Here is a 22899-nt window from a genome sequence, read left to right as displayed (position 1 = left end):
GTGTTAGTGTTCTGAATTTTTAAATATATATAGACAAACAATTTAAAGGGGGAGGAAATGAGATGGTAAATGTTGTAGCGGAAAATAAGTATTTGAACTATCCACAACAGCCTCATGGTGGCAAATTAGTGGATAAGGTTGTGACGGGAACAGAGCGGGAAGAGGAGCTGGTCAGGGCCAAGCAGTTACCAACGATTATGGTAGACATGGAGGCTTCCATAACGCTTGAAATGATTGCCACAGGAGTGTTATCTCCCAACGAAGGCTTTATGAACGAAGCTGATTATAATTCTGTTCTTTCGAAAGGGCGATTAACAAGTGGCGTAATATGGCCGGCGCCGCTAAGCTTTGCTCCAATAGGTAATAGGAACAAGGAAATCGTCAAGTCCTTAAAAGTTGGAGATGAGATCACACTTGCCGATGAAAACAATGAACCTGTCGCTATTATGAAAATAGAAGATGTTTTTCAGTATGATAAGGAACGACGTGCATCTGCCCTTTTTGGTACAACCGATCGTAATCATCCAGGGGTAGATGCAATTTATAGAAGAATGGGGGATGTCTCTTTAGGTGGACCTATTCGGTTATTACGGCGAATGGATTGGGGACCATTTGAGAAACTTCGACTGGAACCAAAAGATACGTGGCGTATATTTTATGAGGAGAAGAAGTTTCGTACTGCGGCAGGTTTTATAACAGGGGCCAATCCCTTGCATAGAGGTCATGAGTATATTCATAAGAACGCTTTAGAAGAATTGGATGGCTTACTTCTTCAACCTTTAGTTGAGATGGCCAAACGTGAGTATACACGTCATGAATACCGTATGTTGTCTTATCGAAGCGTTTTAGATACGTATTATCCAAAAGGTCGCTCCATTCTTGCACCTTTGCGAGTGACGTATATTTTTGCAGGGCCGCGTGAGACTGTTTTACATGCCTTAATTATGAAGAATTATGGATGTACGCATGCGCTCATCGGGCGAGATCACGCGGGAATTGGTGATTATTATGATAAGTACGCGAGTCATAGTATATTTGACGAGTTTAAACCGGAAGAGTTAGGGATCGAGGTTCGGCTGTATCATGAAGTCTTTTACTGCTCACGTTGTGATAGTCCTGCTACAGGGCAGTCCTGTCCACATGATGAACAGTATCGGATCAATATTTCTGGTACGGGTATACGAGAAATGCTTCGTCATGGGATTATGCCACCGAAGGAAATTGTACGTCCTGAATCAGCTCGTATTGCGATGCAGGGGGTTCAGCCAAAAGGGCTTGATGAGTTTGAAAGATCCATTTCACCGGTTGGCAAAACACTTAATAGCATATTCCCTTTCTATTTAACAAGAACAAGGCTCGGTGGACGAAAACGCAATACACCTTTGACAGTGGAGCAACTCACTAACCTTGATTTGGAAGCGGCGAACTTGGATGTCCGCACCAATGCAGACCAAATTTATCGGGACATTTTTGATGAGTTTAGTTGCGTCGGTGATGTCAATCGCGGTTTGCAACCGGAGTGGATTGCAGATGCCCGGGAGTCAATGCGCGTTCAACAAGAAATGGTCATTCAGGACTTGGAGGAGAAAGTGTCGCTAGCTCCAACTACCGCTTCCGATGAATTCTTGTATCAGGATAAGGAAGAATCCCAACGTGAACTTGATGTCGCTAAAAAGATTCTTGCGGACATTCCGAGAGTGCTGAGTGAAGATTATTTACAAGAAAGAACTTGGAATGTTCTACCTTATAATCGCTATCGTGGCAGCGATGAACCAAAAGAAGAGGATATGGAAAAGTAAATTGTACTTCTATAAAATATGAAAATATGAAATTATAAAGCGTATCAAAACATATAGTGCGGTTTTCTTAGTTTTTCCGTATAATTAATCGAATATGTGGATTATTCGTCTTTGTGTCTGAGACCACTCGTGTTGTGCATCATCTTGCTAATGTACAACACGTTTGGTCTGACACAAGTACCTCTTTTTAAAGGAATGAAAGTCTGTCAGTCTTGTTAAATCTATAGTCAACCGTATTAATTATTTTCAATTCGCAGGGGCACTTAACGGAAGAGTGATTTCTACAGTCGTCCCATAACCCTCTTTACTCTTGAATTGAATAGATCCATGATGGTTTTCAATAATTTTATAACTAACCATAAGGCCAAGACCCGTTCCTTTTTCCTTAAGTGAATAGAATGGTTCTCCAAGCTTATTGAGACGTTCTGTTGGTATTCCGATACCAGTATCGGTAAGTGTAATTTTGACGACTTGTCCTTCTTCGACCACTGTCCCTATTGTTATTTCTCCGCCGTTTGGCATTGCATCTATCGAATTTCTTATTAAATTAATGAGCACTTGTTGAATTTGCTTCGGTTCACAATGAATGAATTGATCTTTATCATTAAGATTCATATTGAATGAAATATTATGAAGTATTGCCTCTTTTTCCATCAATGAAATGGTTCGGTTTATTTCATTATAAATGGAGGTAGTTGTAAAACCTGTTCCGTTACTCGGTTTTGCAAGTTGAAGAAATTCTTCTATAATCATTTCAATTTTAATAAGCTCTTCTGTCATAATCGGACCAAACGTATCTTCCGGCCCCATTGGAAATAATTGAATGAATCCTTTTATAGTTGTTAATGGATTTCTAACTTGATGAGCAAAGCTGGCAGATAATTGTCCAACTATGTTAAGCATGTCCCACTTTCTAAGAAGCTCCTCTTGCATTTTTAGTTTAGAAATATCCTGAGTAATTGAAACATATCTTACAACTTCTCCCGCCCCATCAATAACAGGGGTAATCTTTGTTCGAATCCAGCAAACTTTTTCATCCTTATTTAGCACGCGATACTCAATTTCGGTCCTTTCTTTAGATAACTCCTCAAAAAAACGAAACAATTCAATTTTATCATCTGGATGACATGTTGAAACAAACAATGTAGGATCTTTCATTAAGTCTAAAACGGAGATACCGACAAGTTGTTCTATTCCAGGGCTTACGTAAAGGTACATCCCCTTTTTAACATCATACTGGCAAACTCCGAATTCCAAATTTCTCGTAATATCTTTAATTAATACTTCCTGTTGCAAAATATTTGCCAACTGCTTTTCAACAAACGATTTCATTTCTAGCGTTTCCTCAAGCTTTCTCGAAAGCGCAAAAACGCCTTGAACCATTCCAACGCTGTCATAATAAGGCAATAAAACGATGTTAACAGGAAGCATTAGTCCATTTTTCGTTATTCGTACTGTGTTCAAACGAACAACTTTTTCGCCCTTAATGAGTCGTTCCTTAATTTCTATAAGTTCGTACATAAGAAAATCAGGAACCATTGAGGCTTTCTTCTCTTCTAGCTCTTCACGTGTCCATCCAAAGAGTTCAATATAAGCGTCATTAACACCAATAACAGTCCCGTCAAAACCAGTATTGATGGCAGCTTTATCTGTAATGTCAAATACCGTGAGTTCTTTATCAATTAACGAGCGTTCAACAGATGTATAGGCGAACGTATCTACAATCGGTATGGCATGTATAAGCACTTCATTCTGATTAATCCACCTGCATACATTTACATAAAACGGCATGCCATCCCTTTTACTAGTAGTGAACCTGAAAGTAAACGGAATCAAATTTCCATCACAGCATTCAAGAATTCGCTCAATGAATAACAACCGATCATCCTCATGAACAAATTCATACATAGATGTACCAATTATAGAAGGGATTTTTTCCACCGAAAGAGTACAGAAATCTTTATTCGCATTTAGAATTGCTCCACTTTTAGTCAAACTGAAAATAATTTTTTCAACATATGCATTTCCGGTATTCAGCCCCATATCTTCATGCGATACATAAGAATTCGGCATCTATATCCCTCCCTTTTCGTAGTGAATTATATTCTAACTGTTATTTTAACATTTTTTTCTGTAGGTGTCATAATTATCAGAGAATAGTAGCTGGATTTTAAGTGTTTTTTTTTACAACTAAAGAATGCCCAATCGCGGTCACATGATCGTCGTTTCTGTCACAAGATATCCACCTACTAACAGTCAATTACAGTTAAAATGGGTCTACGACTTGAAAATAGTATTAATGTACCTTGGTTGTATAATTTACTCAAAGCGGAGCTTGGGAAAAGATGTTGTATAGAAGGTGGAAATTAATATTTCTTACCTATTCATTTTATATTATTTACGCAACGATATGGGTTGGTGTTCCACTCATGATAGCCCATTGAGTGGTAATTAAGAAAAATAACGAACATTATATTCTAATAGCCGAACGCTGGGCGCCTGGGTTTCGGTCGGTGTTGTAACTGGAACCATGAATGGACTGCGGCTTTCATTACTTTGGTCAAATTTTATGAAACTGGCAGGGAGGACTGGAGCACTACCCCTGTTTTTGGAAGTATATTCTTTCTTCTTTGATAAAGAGTATGTAATAGAAAACAGGGAAAAGGAGTAAGATGAATGCTACATGACATTCTAATCTTTGTAGCTCCATGTACCATAATCTTCACAGCAATAGTATGTGCATTCTGGACTTCACCAAAAGATGGATTTGTTTCAAAAGAAAAATAAATTGAAACTTTTAGTAGTGGAGGATTCTTGCGTCTTCCACTGATATAAGTAGCTTTCTGGCGGTAATTCCAAACAAATATCCTTAAGTTATATAACGTGGAGGTAGCGGTCTTACTGCCAGTGTATAAACTTTGGATACTTCGCTAAATTAGCTTGTTTTTCGGGAGGTGTAGAGAGATGGTAGGACTTAAGGAATTAGCATTAGAACAGAAAAGAAAGCTGGTTCTCTTGGTCATTTTTGCTGTCACAACAGGTGTAGCAATTATTGGACAGGGTTATTTATTAGTCGCAATTGTGGATCGTATCTTTATAAAAGATGCATCATTCTCTGATGTTGTACCGCTGTTGATAGGATTGTTCTTCGCGTTTTCCGCAAGAACAATCCTTCAGTATCTTAGTGGGAGAACTGGAGTGAAAATGGCTTCACAGGTTAAAGGGAATCTTCGGAAAAACCTTTTGAATAAGTTTTCTGGAAATACGATTCAATCATCACTTCAAGGACAGTCTGGTAAAAAAGTAAGTGTAATGATGGATACTGTGGATGAAGTTGACAGTTATTTTAGCGGTTATATCCCACAAGTAATTCAAGCTACTATCATTCCACTCATCATTCTAGTGGTTATCTTGACACAACATATATCCACAGGAGTGATTATTATAATCACTGCACCCTTTATTCCGGTTTTCATGATAATTATTGGTATCAAAACAAAAGACAAAACCGAAGACCAATTGGATAAAATGGCTGCTTTTTCAGGAGGGTTCCTCGATACGTTACAGGGATTGACAACTCTTAAATTGCTTGGTCGTTCCAAAGAACAAAAAGAAACGATACGAAAAAGCAGTATTGATTTTCGTGATGCGACGATGGAAGTACTTAAAATTGCTTTCCAAAATTCCTTAGTATTAGAATTCATATCGATGCTAAGTATGGGGATAATAGCCCTAGAACTTGCCCTTAGTTTAATTGTGTTTCAGAATATCACGTTTTTTACCGCGTTTTTCATGTTGGTATTGGCTCCAGAGTTTTTCATGAAATTAAAAGACTTAGGTAGTGCTTTTCATACGGGTAGGGGAAGTATGGGGGCGGCTAAAAAGCTAGCAGATGAACTAAGTGACACAGAGAAACCTGTTTTATGGGGAGTAGAAAGCTTGGAAAGAGAAGTACCACTAACAATTGAACTGCGTGGTGTGGGATTTACTTATGGAGAAGATGCATTTACATTAAAAAACATTCAACTAGAAATTGTTCCAAATGAACAAGTAGCGATTGTCGGTAAAACTGGCGCGGGGAAATCAACCCTATTAAATGTAATTGCCGGACTTGTTTCGGTCTCAGAGGGAGAAATGCTTATCAATGGGAAACCAAGGTCAAACTTTCAAGAGAAAGATTGGTTTGATCGATTAAGTTATATTTCACAAAACCCTTATTTATTTTCAGGAACAATTGCGGAAAATATTGCGATTGGCGGACGTATGGATGCTACTCGAGGGGAGATCGTACAAGCTGCTGAAAAGGCTGGAATTTCCGAGTTGGTCGATTCACTTAAACATGGCTATGATACAGCTATTGGTGAAGGAGGAAGAGACCTTTCAGGTGGAGAAAAACAAAGAATAGCTATTGCGAGAGCATTCTTAAAAAGTCCATCTGTTATTCTGTTTGATGAGCCCACAACTGGACTCGATCTTCGGACGGAGAAAATCTTGCAAGCATCTATTAAGGAACTGTCTAAAGCTTCAGCGGTCATTACAGTTGCTCATAGGCTTCATACGATTAAAAATGCCGACAAGATTATTTTCTTGGACAACGGAGAACTCTTAGCAACTGGCACACATGAGGAACTGCTGGAATCGGTGGAAGTGTATCGTGACATGGTGTCTGTTCAACAAGGAGGGATTGCAAAATGAAGGACTTAGGATTTGTTACCAAGATATTATTCGTAGAAAAAAAGGATATTTTCTATTCTATTATCTGCGGATTTATATCTGGGATAACAGCTGTTAGTTTATTTGCATCCAGTGGGTATTTGATCTCCAAGGCGGCTTTAACACCTTCAATTTATACCTTAATGATTATCGTTGCATCGGTTAAAATTTTAGGGATTATATCAGCATTAAGTCGTTACGGAGAACGTTATTTTTCTCACAGAGGGACATTTACGATGTTAAGTAATATGCGTGTTTCCTTTTACGAGCAGTTAGAACCATTAGCACCAACGATATTCCGGAAATATCGAAGCGGAGATCTTCTTGCTAGAGTAGTGGGTGATGTGGAGGCATTACAAAATTTCTTTTTGCGCGTTTTTTACCCACCGGTTGTTTTACTATTAGTATTTTTATGTACAATCTTTTTTACAGCATTGTTTTCAATAGAAGTAGCATTGGTCGTATTCGTCGGTCTGATAGTAACTACCTTTGTTGTTCCATCAATTTTTGCTTTAACGCAGCGAAAAGTGGATCGACTGGTGAGACAGAGACGCGGAGAATTGTCTACCAAAGTGACAGAATTTATTTATGGCTTTCGTGATTTAAAAATACACCAACAACTAGAAGAAAAAGAAGGCGAACTGCATCAATCTGTACATGCCTACTTAGATGAACAAGAACGTGAAAGTATTCATAATTTGTTCAGCCAGGCTGCTAACAAGTTTCTATCGCTTCTCATATCATTGCTTGTTTTAGGTGTTGGCGCTTATTTAGTGGCAGATGGTCAACTGGATGGGATTTACCTTGCGATGTTTGTCATGGTTTCATTGACAGTTTTTGAAAATACAACTTCTATGGCAGCTTTCCCAAGCTATTTAGAAGAGAGTCGGCAAGCTGCGTCAAGACTTACCGCAGTCGTTGGTAAAGATTTTGTACAAGAGAAACCACAAGAAAGTTTTGAACAACGTACTATACAGGGCGTTCCTTCAATTGAAATGAAGGATGTAACTTTTGCTTTTCCAGATGAAACACATAATACGTTAACAAATGTAACGACAGCGTTTCCAACGGGTTCAAAAACAGCTATAGTCGGTCCGAGTGGTTCTGGGAAATCGACGTTGTTGCAGTTGCTATTAAAGTTCTACAGTGTAAACCAAGGTCAGATTCGTTTTAACAATGATTCGATTGATCAGATAACACAGGAGTGTATTTGGGAGAATACAAATGTGGTATTACAAGAAAATCATTTTTTCTATGGCACCATTCGAGATAACTTACTGCTTGCTAATGATGAATTAAGTGAAACAGAAATGGAAGACATGTTGGGAATGGTGAAGCTTGGGCACTTTACCTTAGATGATAAAGTATTAGAAAAAGGGGAGAATCTTTCAGGCGGAGAAAAACAGCGTCTCGCTATTTCCCGAGCTCTGCTCAGAAATTCGCCTCTATGGCTATTAGATGAGCCAACGTCATCCATTGATGCATTGACCGAGGCACATATTATGGGCTATTTATTTGAAAAAGCAAAAGTGGATACTGTTATTGTCGTTAGCCATCGCTTAACAGGATTAGAAGAGATGGATCAAATCATTGTGATGGACAATGGAACCATTGTTGAGTCTGGAACATTTGAAGAATTGATGGATAAAAAAGGGTACTTCTATGAAATGAAACAAATTGAACAGAGCGTGTTTCTTATAAACTAAAACTTGGCGTAATGGAATCTCCATAGTGTTTGGTACCAGTGTGCGGAACTACTCTTATACAATGCAATTGTATAAGAGTACAAAACTGATCAATATCTATGTGGTTTTTTATTCTTTTTTTATTACTACTCGACTATGTGAATTTTTCGTGCTTGTGTCTGGCGCAGGCAGTCCTTTTTAGAAAACAAGTAGGGCAGTTAAAAAAATACCCCAAGTAAAAGAACTTGGGATATCATCCAATTTATACAATTCATTTGTTTGACGACCATGGTGTTCCTAAGCGAGGCAACACCCAACGATCTAGCCCATACCAACCAGCAACTTTCCAGGCCATAATTAAGAATACTGCAATTATAAACATAACGGGATTTGTACTCACGGTACCTGCCAATAAGAAGGACATATTCATAAGTGCACCAAAGAAAGCCGCAATTCCTGTTAAGAGTCCAACGATTAAGCCAAGTCCAATTAACACTTCACCCCAAGCGACCATATAAGAAAATGGTGTTGCGTTTGGAATCACGATGCTCTCTAGGAACCAAGCATACCACCCTGCGACGTCCCCCGATTCAGATTTGGCAAGGGCACCACCCATAAATCCTTCAATTGCAACACCAGCATTAGCACCTGTCCATACGTCAGAAGTAACTTTTCCAATGCCAGCCATCAGCCAAGAATAACCAAGGTATAATCTTAAAACTAACCATATCCATGCAGATATCGTGTTAGAAAATAACCATCTTGAAAGCGGATTTTCTTCGATAATAACATTCTTTCCAAACTGAGAATTCTGCAATTTAACCATGTCATCACCTCATAATTTTATGTAGTTATTCATTGTTACTATGCATAAATGATAGGATAAAAGTATTAAGTACTATTTTTAGTATAGCACGTGTGACAAGTTTATCCAGTTTAGTTGTCAGATACGCTATTATGTTAAATAGATAGTTGGCAAATAAAAAATAGATTGTTCAAACTTTCATATTTGATTGACGCACAACATTATAGGTATTTTGAATCAAATGACCCCAAAATATCCTGACTGTCTATATTGAAATTCAGTGCAACTAAACAATTTTCGCCAAAGGATCTCTTAATCTGGAGATCCTTTGGCTTTTCTTATTTTAGAAATGTTCGCCCAGAATAGTAGTTTCGCCTTTTTTTTCGATCCACATTTGGATTTGGTCTGTCAATCAGTCATTTTTACTCTTGTGCAAAGTAGTAACGTACTCAGTTACTCATTCTGAAGTTACCAGTGCTTCCACAGGCGTCCCTGAGATTTCCTTTTCTTTTCGCTTTAGAGATTTCTGCATATTGACACTGGTTTCTTTTTAACGTTTTTGCTTGGGCATGATACAACGTCCAATCCCTATTAATTACCACTTGTAGCTAGCATTTTTTTGAATACGCATGAAAACGGATCTTAAGTCACGGAATTAGAATAGATACCTCGAAGTACCTACTATATAAGTCATGATTTCATAGACTTAGACGGTATAAGTAGGTGTGATTAAGAACCAAATATTCTGGAGGGACAATATATAGAGGGATAATAGTCTTATGGAAACTTTATGTCATATTAGATGTCTTTGACAAAGGGGAGATTAGAATGCTATTTATAGTATCAATGGATAAATACCATATCATTCTTTATTAACAATATAATGGAGAATTGGCGTGAGTTAATTATGGATAGTTATTACTAGATTGATAATAGATTTAATGATGTTCCATAATGCGCTGCAACGCAAGATTAGTAGAAAAAATTTTACAACCTTATATTAGAATTAATCAGTGTCTTTGATGCGAGTAACCGATAAGTCATTGGGGGGTAAATGTGAGGTGAATAAAAAAGGTAGGGGGAATGAGGATTGCTTGGCTATTACTATGCACTATTGAGTAAGAAGGAAGGGGAGGTTGCACGTCTGAATGCGTGTCAATCCTCACTAAGCGAAAAACAGCAGCAATTCACTATGAATGAACATAAATGTTTGGAACCAGAACTTTCGCCCACGACTTGGCATGGTAGACATGCTACTGATTTTCAAGCTATTCGTGAAGGGGGAATTCACACAGCTTTTTTGGAGATTGCAGGTGCCCAGTTCGCAAACGTATATAGTGCAATTGCAGCAAAAATTGCTTCACTTCAAGCAGAAATTGCCTCCATTCAACAGACTATCGAGCGTCTATTGGCCGAGGAAGCGGCAAGGGAAAAAGAAGAAGTGAAAACTTCCAACTAACAACGGGGGAGATAACTATCATGTCGACCGAAGTGAAGATAGACTATGGAGAAGTTGAAAACCAATTAAGGGAAATGAATAGCAAAACGGAGTCACTCATTCCAAGAGCTGAACTACCGATTACGGGAAATACGATGGATGTCGTGACTAAACAGACGAAGTTGTCGATTCAACTGGAACAGCTTTTGATGAACTATCAAACTGTATTAATGGAGAATAGTAAAACAACGACTAGCTCCGTTGAATTCATGCGTGAATCAGACGAAAAAATAGCGACTGTCGTGCATAGTACATTATCCGGACCGAAGCAGGCGATGTTATAATGAAAGTAGTAGATGTCAGCCCGTTCCACGATGGCTTGCGGCGGAATAATACCATGCTGAATCGTTTGGAAAATGAAATGAATGCAATCGAGACCGCAGTCGAAGGACTCGTTGCGATGGAAGACTCATTGAAAGGGCAAGGTGGTGATGCAATCCGTACATTTTATGCGGAGTGCCACCAGCCGTTCTTACAGTTTTTCATGACATTCAAAAGCATTTACGTAAATGTCCTCACCCAAATGGATTCTGCACTTGATGCATTGGAGCCGGATGCGAACGGGTTCATCCGTGAAACATTCCTTGAAGGAGAAGTTGAAGCCGGACTTACAGAAATTTCACAACTGACAAGCAGTCTCACCGACGAAGCGAACGACATTATGAATCAGGTCGCCGATATCGTTGCCCTTCCACATTTGAATGATAGTGATGTGCAGGAAGGGGTTCGGGATGCACGGAGGAAACGGGATCATACGATTGCCGATTTGTATGAATTTGATGCGAACCAGACGAGGGCTTTAATAACGATAGAGAATGACCTGAAGACGATGGAAACATGGATTTCTGATATCGAAGGATTGTTCACTGACGGTGTGACGGCCATCGACTTTCCGATGGATAAATGGGCAGCATTATCATCGAAAAATACTCTTCAGACAGATTTAGCACAACGAACTGCCGGGATGGACGGCGTAAATGGGGGACAAGGATCCGGTGATGAACCTGGCAATCTAGTAGGGGCAAATACTTCTGAAGATGAGCAGATGAAAGCACTCTATGCCGCAATGGAAAAAGAACAACATGTGGGTAATCCTGTGAATGACTACGCAATCGATCCGAATACGGGCGAATACATCATGATGAACCAAGGACTCGTTCGTGTTTCAAAGGATTACGGACCCAAAGAACTGAGCCTCATTGATAAAGCCGGGTTGGGAGTAGCTAACTTCTTAATCCTGGATGACTTAAAAACAATCACGGATCCCGATAGTTCCTACATGGCCAAGGGATTGTCCATGGCCTCGATTACCCCTTTTGGGCCAGCGATAAAAGCGGGTAACGCGGGTATTAGACTTGTTAGAAAATCTTCAATTGTGAAGTGGATAAGTCCTAAGAAAGTTGAAAATGTTACTGGTAAGGGTAAGGGTAAGGGTACGGGTAAAGGTGCATCGAGTAATAATGGAGAAACTATTGATACTATCGATGCTGACAAAGATGTTAACATCGATAACTTCGACTTCGGTAAATTCTTGAAAAAACACAAAGATGATCCACCAGAAGAAATGAAGAATCACCACGCACATCACATTCTATTTAAGAGAGGTAATGGAAAAGCTCAACAAGAGCTTGTTAAGGAAGGACAAGAAATATTAAGAGAATATGATATAGACCCAATTTACGGCCTTGAAAATTTGACTTGGGCACCAAATATAAAAGGTCAACATGATATTACGGCACTTCGAAATGTTGTAGATAAGATTAAAGAAGTGGAAAATAGTGGCGGTGACCGGGATGATATCGTTCAAATACTTGAACGATTAGGTCGTATAGCCGCTCAAAGGAGATAGTGGGAATATGGAAATTATACAACTAGCTAAAGAAATACGTACAGCTATCAAGCAAAATAATGTCGAACGAGTAGTCGAGTTAATTGGTTCAGATATGGAACTCTTGAATTTGGTGACAACATTTGGAACTTTTCTTCATGTAGCAGCCACACATGGAAAGCTTGAAATAGTCAAGAAACTTATAGAGTTAGGTGCTGACATAAATAGGCGCGGTGCTATACTTGGTGGTGGAGCAATTAATGAAGCGGCTTCAGATGGACACATTGAAATTGTGAGATATTTATTGTCCTGTGGGGCTGAATTGGATGTGAGCGAACCAGAAAGGAATCCTTTATTTTCTGCAATTCTGGGTGGACATATAGATATTGTAAAACTTCTGATTGAAAATGGAATTGATATTCATGTGAAGTACACAGGAGAATCTATGAAAAATATGGGTGCATTAGCATTTGCGCATGAACGTGGGCAAAAGGTAATTGCTGATTTATTGGATCCCGATAAAAAAGAAGAATATAAGGATACTAGGCAATATGAAACAACGGAGATTTTAGATTATATAACTGAACAGTTTGGCCCTATTGATCACACAATCAGTGAAATCATCCCTGGCAGTAAGGTAGCGGTTAATGTTCAAGTGATACTGCCATCGAAAGAACATGATTATATAACTCTTGTGACAACTGGGATGAGTGATGTTGCAATGGATGATTCAGAAGGCAGTGAGGAATTTAAGTACGCCGAATTAGTCCTGAAATTACCTGCAAATTCGCCAATCAGTAAAGAGGAAATGAAGAACAAAGATCATTATTGGCCTTTGAAGTGGCTGAGAATGGTTGCGCACATTCCGCATAAATATGATGGTTGGTTAGGTGAAGGGGTTATTCTTCCAAATGGGGAACCGCCAATGCCATTTGCAGCCACTACAGCGTTATCATGTATTTTGGTAAGTGAATCTGAAGATATGGGTAGTATTTTAGATACGGAAAATAGAATAATTAATTTTTATACGTTACTCCCTATTTATGAAGAAGAAAGAGAGATCGCATTACACAATGGGCATGACTTTTTAATGGGGAAATTCGATGAGTTTGGTATTTCAGATGTGCTTGATATAAACAGAAAAAATGTTGGTTTGGAAGGATAATGCTTGGACTATGCTGAATTACTGAGGTGACATAAAACACCATTGATAAATGTCACATTTTTTAAAAGTACATTTGTCGATGGTGTTTTTGCATGGGGAAAAACGTATATACAGGGGAGGTAAAGTGGGTAGAAATATGGCACATGATAAAACAGTAGAGTCTGTGCATCCGTGGTATCCATCAGAGGAGGAATAAAGTTGGCTTCATAGTTTTAAAATAGGGTATAAGATTGGGAATAAAGACTGGGAGTTTGCAGACTTGAAAAATAAACCAGGAGGTAAATAATGATGGATGAAAATAAGTTGAGTAGTATTTACCAAGATATTGCTCAAACAGTGGTCGAAACGATCCCAGAAGAGTGGTCAAAAGTATTTGTATATGGTGAAATAAACGAAGATGTACGTAAAGCATACTTCTATTATTATCCAGAAAACGACGATTCTCCAATTCATAGCCATAATATCTCGCAGCTTTTTGATATAGGGGAAGAGGTCTATGATGATTTGTGGTATAAACTACTAGAAGGTTTAGAAAAACTTTGGTATGAATTTAAAAATAATAACCAGGAACCTTGGACAAATCTCACATTTATTTTTAACGGTGAAGGTAAATTAAAGATTGACTATGACTACGAGGATTTATCGGAAGCAGATGAATATGAAAGGCGAATTATTTGGAAGTATAAGTACCTAGGGCGTATACCTGAGGATGAAGACGACCAAGAATTCTTAAGGAAGTATTTACAATCAATTGAAGAAAAAGAGAATGAAAACGATAACGAACAATAATTAAAAAATCTTGATTGAACGAATATTAACCGCTCAGTCAAGATTTTTTCATATTGAACTCACATTTCGCAGCCTTCCCCAACCCTAAAGATATTTTCTTTAATCGTGTCGAAAAGTATATTTACCTCTTTATTCGGACGGCAAAGAAGGTATTGAACTTCACAGCCAACATCCCCTTGTGAGTGGATTTCATTTGATACACTCGCTCAAAAAGCGGAAACCCCTAATCAAATGAGCTGTGCTTACTGTATCTGTTTTATGCCCTTCTTTTTTAAGCCATGCATATACTTTGGACACTGATATCATTTGTAGCACACCAGGCCGTGACGCTGGACTCACCACTCGCTTTAAATGTGTCAATCCGCACCTGCCACATGGCTCGCCGTTCGTCTCTTGTCATGAAAAAACCTCCTAACCATTGATGTTAATGTGATTATCACATAACACTAAAGAGGTTAGAAGGTGGGGAGTATTTGGCGCTTACTTTGATGCGAACCAGACGAGGGCTTTGATAACGATAGAGAATGACCTTTCCATCATGGAGACATGGCTTGAAGATATCGGAAGACTCTTCAAGGAAGGGCTCACCTGCGTCCATTTTGTGTCTAAACAGTGGGCGACAATTACACTGAAAAGTGGATTGAAAACAGCCGTCGATCAACAAACCTCTACGTTTGTAGTGGAAGTAGAGAACAGTGATCAGGCCAATCTCGAAGGTACGGAAATCGACCCCAGACATGAAAAAGGAGCACCATCAGGAAAACTATTCCCAAGGAGGTAAATATATGGCGGAATTCGAACTTATAAATGATTTAGAAAATAAAACCTATAAGGTACCTGAAGATGATATTTTAAAAGCTGAGCATAGGATGGGTATCAGTTTCCCAAATGATTTAAAACAATTATATTTAGAAGTTGGTTATGGTTTTATTAAAGGTCAAAGTACAAATGCGATAAATAGGATACTTGGACCAGGGACTGCAGTGGATTTTAGACTAAGAGAAGGTATTTTTGAATTTGACCCAGATCTCGATGAACTTTATGATGCTGAAGATAAACTTATTTTCTTTGAAGTAAACGAAGGTGTATATATATCATTAGATTTGCAAAAAGTAAATAATCAGGTATTTTATTTTGATATTCAGATAGCCGAGTCGCTAGATGATTTTTTCAAGAAATTTTCCAACGATAATGAATATTATATAGATTTAATTGAGGAGTAGGCTTAAAAAGTAGGGAGGTATCAGAAAAAATAGAATATTTTAATGTTAACCTTGATTGGCTAAATACCTTTCAAGGTCTTTTATTTACATAGGTTTTTATGGTTAAAATACTTATATGTTTTAATCTAAATCCTATAAAGGTTAGCAGACTTATGAATTTAGCTAAAGGTGATATTTATCCTCCAGGCAAATAATCTAGTAGGAGGTTTTAGTCTTGTGGTAAAAATTGTTGTCCAGAATACAAAAAAGTGAATAGGAATATGGAGACACACTTAGAAAGCTGGCGACTAACGAGGAACTAGAGAGAATGAAACAAACTATCAAAGATAAATTTGTTGACATAACTTAACCTGAAATCTGGTTAAGTAGCATCAGGTAACTGTCACTCATTCAATTGTGAAACTATATAACAATCATATTTTTTCCGGTGATGGTAGTCCATGTAATTACAAGGATAGTGTAAATATGAAAAATGAACTGGATATAACTACAAAGATTTCCATATAAAATTACTAAACTTCATAAGAAATTCAACAATAATAATGCCTTTGAACCTATCAAAGACAAGATACAGATTTATGTATTTGATAGATTCCTTTTTCATATATACCGATGGCGCTATGAAAGTAGTAAATGTCAGCCCTCTCCACGATGGCTTGCGGCGGAATAATACCATGCTAAATCGATTGGAAAATGAAATGAAAGCAATCGAGACCGCAGTCGAAGGACTCGTTGCGATGGAAGACTCATTGAAAGGGCAAGGTGGTGACGCAATCCGTGCATTTTATGCGGAGTGCCAGCTGCCGTTCTTACAGTTTTTCATGACATTCAAAAGCATTTACGTAAATGTCCTCACCCAAATGGATTCTGCACTTGATGCATTGGAGCCGGATGCGAACGGGTTCATCCGTGAAACATTCCTTGAAGGAGAAGTTGAAGCCGGACTTACAGAAATTTCACAACTGACAAGCAGTCTCACCGACGAAGCGAACGACATTATGAATCAGGTCGCCGATATCGTTGCCCTTCCACATCTGAATGATAGTGATGTGCAGGAGGGGGTGCGGGATGCGCGGAGAAAACGGGATCAAACGATTGCCGATTTGTATGAATTTGATGCGAACCAGACGAGGGCTTTAATAGCGATAGAGAATGACCTTTCCATCATGGAGACATGGCTTGCAGATATCGAAAGTCTCTTCAGAGAAGGACTCACCGGCGTCCATTTTGAGTCTAAACAGTGGGCGGCAATTACACTGAACAGCGGATTGCAAACAGCCATCGATCAACAGGCCACAGCGGTTGCGGGGGGGCCTAGGGAAAAGTAATCAGGATAATCTGATCGGCACGGAAATCAAAGCAGGAGCCTTCCAGACACTTGAAAGTAAAAGAACCGAGACAATCGAGCGTGGAGCTTATGGAAGCTACAATCTGTTAAAATTCCACATCTATGAAAACGGTTTGATTGTAAAAGAATACCAACTTGGGACAAGAAAGCCGATTCAATACGAAGTGGTTAAAGAAGTGGAAGAAGAATTCGATGACGGTGGTTTTCGTGAGCTCGACAACTATTTTGAAGGTACGAAGCTAGCATTTGTGGATTATATCCAGCCGAATGCAATCTTCCGTAAAGGCTTCGAAAAATGGTGCTCGCTATCATCCCTGGAGTTAAGCCATCCAAATATAAAGGGAATCTTTCCGTTAAGAAGACTTCTGCAGTTGAAAATAAGTCTAAGGGTACTGGTAAGATTGAGAAGACATATAGCTGTCCGTCTGGTTATAGAAAAGGGGTTAGGGATGAAGCTTGGGACAAAGCTAAAGGTAAAGTAATAGACCCAGGTACTGTAAAAGTAATGAATAAAGAAGTACCATGGGAAATGGGACATAAACCAGGATACGAATTTAGAAAGCATCAACAAAGTGCACAAGAAAGAGGAATTTCAAGAAAAGAGTTTCTAGATGAACACAATAATCCAGACCACTATCGGCCTGAGCTACCTTCTTCTAATAGAAGCCATAAAGGTGAAGATTTGACGGGCAATTATTTCGGAGATTAAGATTAAATAGTGTTTTAAGGAGGTTTACTATGAGTATTTCTAATGAAAATAAAATAATTGCAAAGTCAGCCTTACATGCCTTAGGTGGCAAACCCAGTGTCTCGAAGTTCTGGGACGATAGTAATGTCAGTAACATTGATATGCTATCAACGATAAACAGACCCTTTGATGGTGTAACATCATACTCGACTATTGGACTATCCAACCATTCAATTGGATTTACTGTTGATGAAACTCCTTTACGAATAGAAATTGTGGGAGCAAGTGCAACAGAGTATGGACAATTTTCTAATGTATTGGCTACTTGTGCTTTTTGTATTATAAATTCAAAATTTTCGGTTTTCCATGGTGAAGTATTTCGAGATATAATAAAGATGTATTATCCCAATAGTGAGATGAAACATATGCTATTTGTTTCACCTTTCTTGTGGGAAGACTTAAAGACGATTGATTTTCCAAACAAAAAAGTTGCATGGTTGCTCGCAGTTCCAATATCTGGAAATGAGTATTTATTTGCTCAAGATAAAGGAACAGATTCATTAGAAGAATTATTTGGGAAGGGAAAAATAGATATTTTTGATCTAGAACGAGAATCAATATTGTGATTTTCTAGTTTGTTGACCTTGATTGGCTTTTGCCTTTTAAGGTTTGTATAACAGTTTCGGGATTGAACAAATTGATTTTTGAATCAAAAGCTTATGACGGTGGGCAGACGTATGTAATTGTATAAAGTGACAATTTAAATGCTGGAACTGATACAATTTCGAATTGTGTTAGTACTAGGTGCCTTGTTAGCGGATAAATAAAATCAAGCCGCACACAGAATTTCGATTCCGTGTGCGGCTTTTTGTGAAATGCAATTAGAAAAGCAAAGTTGCAATAAATGGATTACGCACTCGATGCACTTGAACCGAATGCGAACGGGTTCATCCGTGAAACATTCCTTGAAGGAGAAGTTGAAGCCGGACTTACAGAAATTTCACAAATGACAAGCAGTCTCACCGACGAAGCGAACGACATTATGAATCAGGTCGCCGATATCGTTGCCCTTCCACATTTGAATGATAGTGATGTGCAGGAGGGGGTTCGGGATGCGCGGAGGAAACGGGATCGAACGATTGCCGATTTGTATGAATTTGATGCGAACCAGACGAGGGCTTTGATAGCGATAGAGAATGACCTGAAGACGATGGAAACATGGATTTCTGATATCGAAGGATTGTTCACTGACGGTGGGACGGCCATCGACTTCTCGATGGATAAATGGGCAGCATTGTCGGCGAAAAATACACTTCAGACAGATTTAGCACAACGGACAGCCGGGATGGACGGCGTAAATGGGGGACAAGGATCCGGTGATGAACCTGGCAATCTAGTAGGGGCGAATACGTCTGAAGATGAGCAATTGAAGGCACTCTATGCCGCAATGGAAAAAGAACAACATGTGGCTAATCCTGTGAATGACTACCCAATCGATCCCCATACAGGCGAATACATCATGATGAACCAAGGACTCGTTCGTGTTTCAAAGGATTACGGCCCCAAAGAACTGAGCCTCATTGATAAAGCCGGGTTGGGAGTAGCAAACTTCTTAATCCTGGATGACTTAAAAACAATCACGGATCCCGATAGTTCCTATGTGGCCAAGGGACTGTCCATGGCCTCGATTACCCCTTTTGGGCCAGCGATAAAAGCGGGTAACGCGGGTGTTAGACTTGTTAGGAAGTCTTCAATTGTGAAGTGGATAAGACCTAAGAAAGTTGAAAAGGCTACTGATAAGGGGATGGGGAAAGGTAAGTTGGATTTAGAAGACTTTACCAAGGAGATTTTAAAGAATAAACCGATGAACTCACCAATACCTGAAAAGTGGTATAAAAAGGGTGGGGATATCTCTGTTGATAGTGACGGAACTTGGAAATATACTAATAAGACTGGTATATCAATAAGGTATCCAGATGGCTATCCAGATTTTATACCTTATAAGCATCCAAATGTTGAGTCGATAAAAATAGAAGTTCATTCACCTAAAAATAATCCAAAAGATTTTGAAAATGCAAATAAAGCAGCTAAACTTAGTAAAGATACTGATCCTCCAATTTCCGACATAAGGAGACCTCCTTTAGGATACACTTGGCATCATCATCAAGATGGAGAAACAATGATTCTTGTAGAAAAAGATATTCATGATGAATTTAAACACATAGGTGGACAATCAAAAGTTAATGGTAAAAATAGTGAATAAGGAGTGAGAGCGTGGTAAATATTGAAAAAACCCATGATAATCTATCTATCGGAAACTTAGAGTTTTTTGAGAAAAATCAAAATATAAACTTACCAAAAGATTATAGAGATTTTTTATTAGAATATAATGGTGGATATCCCAATCCTGGTATTTATAAAATATCTGATGAGTTGGGAGAAAGTATATTAAATATTTTTTACGGAATTGGTAGTATGTATGATAATTTAAAGAAGAAATTTGATATTTTTGATGAAATATTAGAAATAGGATTTATTCCAATAGCAGATGACCCAAGTGGAAATCAAATATGCATTGGAATAAGTAAAGAGTGTTTTGGACAAATATTTCATTGGGCTCATGATGAGGAACATGATAAAATGGAAAATATGTATTTTTTATCAAACAATTTTAATGAATTTCTTGACAGTTTATATGAGGAACAATAATTTTTTAGCAACCAAGAAAATAGTTTTTATCAGTAACTGAAAGATAAATATAATAAGTTGAGTCGTGAATTAAAAGGCAATAATAATACTCATTCCTTGATTGGCAATAGCCTTTCAAGGTTTTTTGTATAATGGTAAGTTACGGTTGTGGTGATAAGAATAAGCAATAAATAAAGAATTTATGAAAAGGACGATAATCAGGTGGAAAATACACTCAAACGGATTTAACACAACGGACGGTGTAAACGCCGGGCAAGGATCCGGTAATGAACTTGGCAATCTAGTAGGGACGAATACGTCTGAAGACGAGAGAATGAAAGCACTCTATGCCGCAATGGAAAAAGAACAACATGTGGGTAATCCCGTGAATGACTACGCAATCGATCCTAATACGGGTGAATATTTGATGACATTTGAGGGGAAGCGTAAGGTTTTAGGCGGAAATGGTACTGGAACTATAGATGGATTCGCTCCTTATGGCCTGGCAACATATGACTTTTACTTAGGAGATATTGGTACCATGCTGAGTCCCGATGCAAGTGCAAACGAGAGGATGGAAGCAGCATTATTCACGTTTTTTAAGCCTCTGAAATTGGCGGGTACTGGGCGTGATATTTTGAAAGTCGGGGAAAGCTAAAGGCAGGGAACTAGAACAGACATTACGTATTATCGTGTGCAAGGAAGAACAACTCCTAAGGCCAGTATGAAGAGAATTAGCAAAAAAGACGATGGAAGTATCAGCATTCAGAAAGACGTTAATGTTAATATAAGTACTGGAGATATTGAACACGCTAAATATTTCCTTAATGAAAAGCGCCCTGGTGGAGAAATAGTTGCTTTTGATATTCCTGATTGGCTTGATGAGTTTGTTAAAGAAACTGCAATTCCACAGAGAGGTTATAAGAAAAACCCATTAAATCAAGGTGGTAATGCACCTAAAACTGTTGATCCGTCTACTCCAGGTGACTCATATGAATTTCCACCTATATGGTCTGAATGGATTGAGGAATATGGAAAGAATGGTAGAATAATAAAAGATATTGATGATTAGGATAATTCAATTGTGGAAGGTGATTTTTTGAAAGTACAAATAGAGTACGGTGAAAATATTATTGTGGCCGTCTTATTTAAAAGTTGTTGGAAATGGTATGTTACTGAGAAAGATTACTGGTTTTTAGACCTAACTAAATTAGATAATGCATTTTTAAATAAGGGATATAAATCTACCAATCAGATTGATTATTCAGATCGTTTTAATATAGCTGTGTTAGATGAAAACTCAGCTGAGGATTTTTTTAATGAGATAAGCGAATTTGAAGTAAGTAAAAGTGAATTAAGAAATATAATACTAATTTCGGAAGAGACTATTACAGGAGTTAATAATAATTACCTTGAGTTTATGCCAGCCTTATTAGTTGATTTTGATAATAAAATATTACTCTCTTGTTTTCCTGAACCAGCTTCTTTTGAAAGCTATGTTCCTGAAGGATGGTCAGGAATGTATAAAGAATTCTTAGACAAGGTTCCAGATGAAGAAACGTACTGGATGATAAATAACAAAAACTATTTTCTGAAAGAGGAAAGTAATGATAATTAGGAAAGGGGGTAAATACCTTTGGAACAAGACAATAAACTAAATTTGTTAAATGAGAAATTTATTAATGGTGAAACAGATCAAGAGGTTGAGGGTATTACAATAATGATTGATGGTAAATTCAAACAAACTCTAGATATAATTATGACTAATATTACTGAGTACTCTAATTATAGCGAGGTTATGCGTGATATCATATTCAGTGGTACCTCACAAATTATCGAATCAATGAAAAAGTGAATTTTTAATCCTATTGAACAACTTATGAAAAAATAAACGAATTACTACTTTTAAGAAAAAAGCTTGATAAATTAAGGCGCCTAGTTCTGATACAATTCCGAATTGTGTTAATACCAGGTATTTTTTTAACACAGGTATCCTTTATTCAGAACAGAATGGTAAATACGAATAAGTTGATAGTAAATGGGAGTCATTCTACGCCATTTTAGGGCCATATATTGAAATGATAAACATAAATATCCCATTCCGTGCCTCGCAAATTGTAATAAATGGTGTGACTTTTCAGGGATAAAACTATTGGTTAAAAACTGGGTTGTCGTACCAGGATTAATTCAAAGCATAGATTGCACTTTCCTACAGTTAGTACGATAATCAGCCATATGTTCAAATGGCTGATTTTTTGTGTGTATCCTTATAGTGTTTCTGGTGAATACGGATGTGCCATTGAAACCGAAAATGATATCATAAACGCAATAACCTAAAATGTCGTTGATTTTAAACGGTTAGCATGGCATGAAGGCAGTAGCTCCAAAAAAAATCTTTGGGGACCGTTGGCGGTAAGGGGACGGGTAATCCACCGATTACGAGTAAACCCAACTTCAAATGATTTCATTGTAAATGTAATTAGAACCGGCCCTTTCCACGATGGCTTGCGGCGGAATAATACCATGCTAAATCGTTTGGAAAATGAAATGAAAGCAATCGAGACCGCAGTCGAAGGACTCGTTGAAAGGACAAGGAGGAGATGCAATTTTTCCATGACCTTTTTACATAACTCACAATTCTGTTTGAACAACTAGCCAATGTAGATACAG

At 38.1% G+C, this 22899-nt stretch carries 22 protein-coding genes and 1 pseudogene; 21 read left to right on the top strand and 2 right to left on the bottom strand.

The window, feature by feature from the left end; translation table 11 throughout:
* The first annotated feature begins 62 nt into the window (after positions 1-62).
* Positions 63-1799 (top strand): sulfate adenylyltransferase, encoded by a 1737-nt coding sequence (locus H7992_RS16300; protein ID WP_187045287.1) that lies wholly within the window; start codon positions 63-65, stop codon positions 1797-1799.
* A 246-nt stretch (positions 1800-2045) separates the two neighbouring features.
* Here H7992_RS16300 and H7992_RS16295 read toward each other — a convergent pair whose 3' ends face one another.
* The gene (locus H7992_RS16295) at positions 2046-3872 is read right to left on the bottom strand and encodes an ATP-binding protein (protein WP_187045286.1); all 1827 of its coding nucleotides are present in this window, start codon (positions 3870-3872) and stop codon (positions 2046-2048) included.
* 272 nt (positions 3873-4144) lie between these two features.
* On the opposite strand from H7992_RS16295, the pseudogene H7992_RS16290 reads away from it, so the two are divergent.
* The 3 genes and pseudogenes from H7992_RS16290 to cydC form a co-directional block, all read left to right on the top strand.
* A pseudogene (locus H7992_RS16290) lies at positions 4145-4434 on the top strand (cytochrome ubiquinol oxidase subunit I); the annotation flags it as partial.
* A 329-nt stretch (positions 4435-4763) separates the two neighbouring features.
* Positions 4764-6494: a thiol reductant ABC exporter subunit CydD gene (gene cydD / locus H7992_RS16285; protein WP_187045285.1), complete on the top strand. Its 1731-nt coding sequence runs from the start codon at positions 4764-4766 to the stop codon at positions 6492-6494.
* Complete coding sequence (gene cydC, locus H7992_RS16280) at positions 6491-8218, top strand: thiol reductant ABC exporter subunit CydC (protein ID WP_187045284.1); 1728 nt, start codon at positions 6491-6493, stop codon at positions 8216-8218. Before cydD ends, cydC begins: the two co-directional genes overlap by 4 nt.
* A 250-nt stretch (positions 8219-8468) precedes the next feature.
* Here the strand turns inward: cydC and H7992_RS16275 are convergent, their stop codons facing one another.
* Positions 8469-9023: a DoxX family protein gene (locus H7992_RS16275; RefSeq protein ID WP_187045283.1), complete on the bottom strand. Its 555-nt coding sequence runs from the start codon at positions 9021-9023 to the stop codon at positions 8469-8471.
* Positions 9024-10092: 1069 nt separating this feature from the next.
* Between H7992_RS16275 and H7992_RS16270 the strand changes: the two genes are divergently transcribed.
* From H7992_RS16270 to H7992_RS16190, 17 genes are all read left to right on the top strand, one after another.
* Positions 10093-10461: a YwqH-like family protein gene (locus tag H7992_RS16270; protein ID WP_067210853.1), complete on the top strand. Its 369-nt coding sequence runs from the start codon at positions 10093-10095 to the stop codon at positions 10459-10461.
* Between the two features lie 20 nt (positions 10462-10481).
* Entirely contained in the window at positions 10482-10784 is a 303-nt protein-coding gene (locus tag H7992_RS16265; RefSeq protein ID WP_067210851.1) for a YwqI/YxiC family protein, read from the top strand.
* On the top strand, positions 10784-12349 hold the full coding sequence (locus H7992_RS16260) for a T7SS effector LXG polymorphic toxin (RefSeq protein ID WP_187045282.1): 1566 nt from the start codon (positions 10784-10786) through the stop codon (positions 12347-12349). The genes H7992_RS16265 and H7992_RS16260 overlap by 1 nt, the downstream gene beginning before the upstream one ends.
* 7 nt (positions 12350-12356) lie before the next feature.
* On the top strand, positions 12357-13493 hold the full coding sequence (locus H7992_RS16255) for an ankyrin repeat domain-containing protein (protein WP_067210848.1): 1137 nt from the start codon (positions 12357-12359) through the stop codon (positions 13491-13493).
* Positions 13494-13778: 285 nt separating this feature from the next.
* On the top strand, positions 13779-14282 hold the full coding sequence (locus tag H7992_RS16250; RefSeq protein WP_255428464.1) for an immunity protein YezG family protein: 504 nt from the start codon (positions 13779-13781) through the stop codon (positions 14280-14282).
* Between the two features lie 508 nt (positions 14283-14790).
* Entirely contained in the window at positions 14791-15063 is a 273-nt protein-coding gene (locus tag H7992_RS16245; RefSeq protein WP_187045281.1) for a hypothetical protein, read from the top strand.
* A gap of 4 nt (positions 15064-15067) precedes the next feature.
* Entirely contained in the window at positions 15068-15505 is a 438-nt protein-coding gene (locus tag H7992_RS16240) for an SMI1/KNR4 family protein (protein ID WP_187045280.1), read from the top strand.
* Positions 15506-16179: 674 nt separating this feature from the next.
* Positions 16180-16833 carry a ribonuclease YeeF family protein gene (locus H7992_RS16235; protein WP_255428463.1) on the top strand — a complete coding sequence of 218 codons (654 nt, stop codon included), beginning with the start codon at positions 16180-16182 and terminating at the stop codon, positions 16831-16833.
* Positions 16808-17335, top strand: coding sequence for a hypothetical protein (locus H7992_RS16230; RefSeq protein WP_187045278.1), 528 nt, complete (start codon positions 16808-16810; stop codon positions 17333-17335). The genes H7992_RS16235 and H7992_RS16230 overlap by 26 nt, the downstream gene beginning before the upstream one ends.
* Before the next feature lie 23 nt (positions 17336-17358).
* Complete coding sequence (locus H7992_RS16225; protein WP_187045277.1) at positions 17359-17562, top strand: HNH/ENDO VII family nuclease; 204 nt, start codon at positions 17359-17361, stop codon at positions 17560-17562.
* 29 nt (positions 17563-17591) lie between these two features.
* Positions 17592-18167, top strand: a complete 576-nt coding sequence (locus tag H7992_RS16220) for a suppressor of fused domain protein (RefSeq protein WP_187045276.1) — start codon at positions 17592-17594, stop codon at positions 18165-18167.
* Positions 18168-18445: 278 nt separating this feature from the next.
* The gene (locus tag H7992_RS16215) at positions 18446-19804 is read left to right on the top strand and encodes a T7SS effector LXG polymorphic toxin (RefSeq protein WP_187045275.1); all 1359 of its coding nucleotides are present in this window, start codon (positions 18446-18448) and stop codon (positions 19802-19804) included.
* Between the two features lie 11 nt (positions 19805-19815).
* The gene (locus H7992_RS16210) at positions 19816-20250 is read left to right on the top strand and encodes an SMI1/KNR4 family protein (protein WP_187045274.1); all 435 of its coding nucleotides are present in this window, start codon (positions 19816-19818) and stop codon (positions 20248-20250) included.
* Between the two features lie 181 nt (positions 20251-20431).
* Positions 20432-20887 (top strand): hypothetical protein, encoded by a 456-nt coding sequence (locus tag H7992_RS16205; RefSeq protein WP_187045273.1) that lies wholly within the window; start codon positions 20432-20434, stop codon positions 20885-20887.
* 36 nt (positions 20888-20923) lie between these two features.
* Complete coding sequence (locus H7992_RS16200; RefSeq protein WP_187045272.1) at positions 20924-21301, top strand: hypothetical protein; 378 nt, start codon at positions 20924-20926, stop codon at positions 21299-21301.
* Between the two features lie 12 nt (positions 21302-21313).
* Entirely contained in the window at positions 21314-21847 is a 534-nt protein-coding gene (locus H7992_RS16195) for a hypothetical protein (protein ID WP_255428462.1), read from the top strand.
* 18 nt (positions 21848-21865) lie between these two features.
* On the top strand, positions 21866-22084 hold the full coding sequence (locus H7992_RS16190) for a hypothetical protein (protein WP_187045271.1): 219 nt from the start codon (positions 21866-21868) through the stop codon (positions 22082-22084).
* Positions 22085-22899 lie beyond the last annotated feature (815 nt).

It is taken from the genome of Sporosarcina sp. resist, from assembly GCF_014302295.1.
GTDB classification, from domain to species: domain Bacteria; phylum Bacillota; class Bacilli; order Bacillales_A; family Planococcaceae; genus Sporosarcina; species Sporosarcina psychrophila.
Note: the sequence above shows the minus strand (reverse complement) of the source record. Positions and strands in the feature narration are given on the sequence as shown.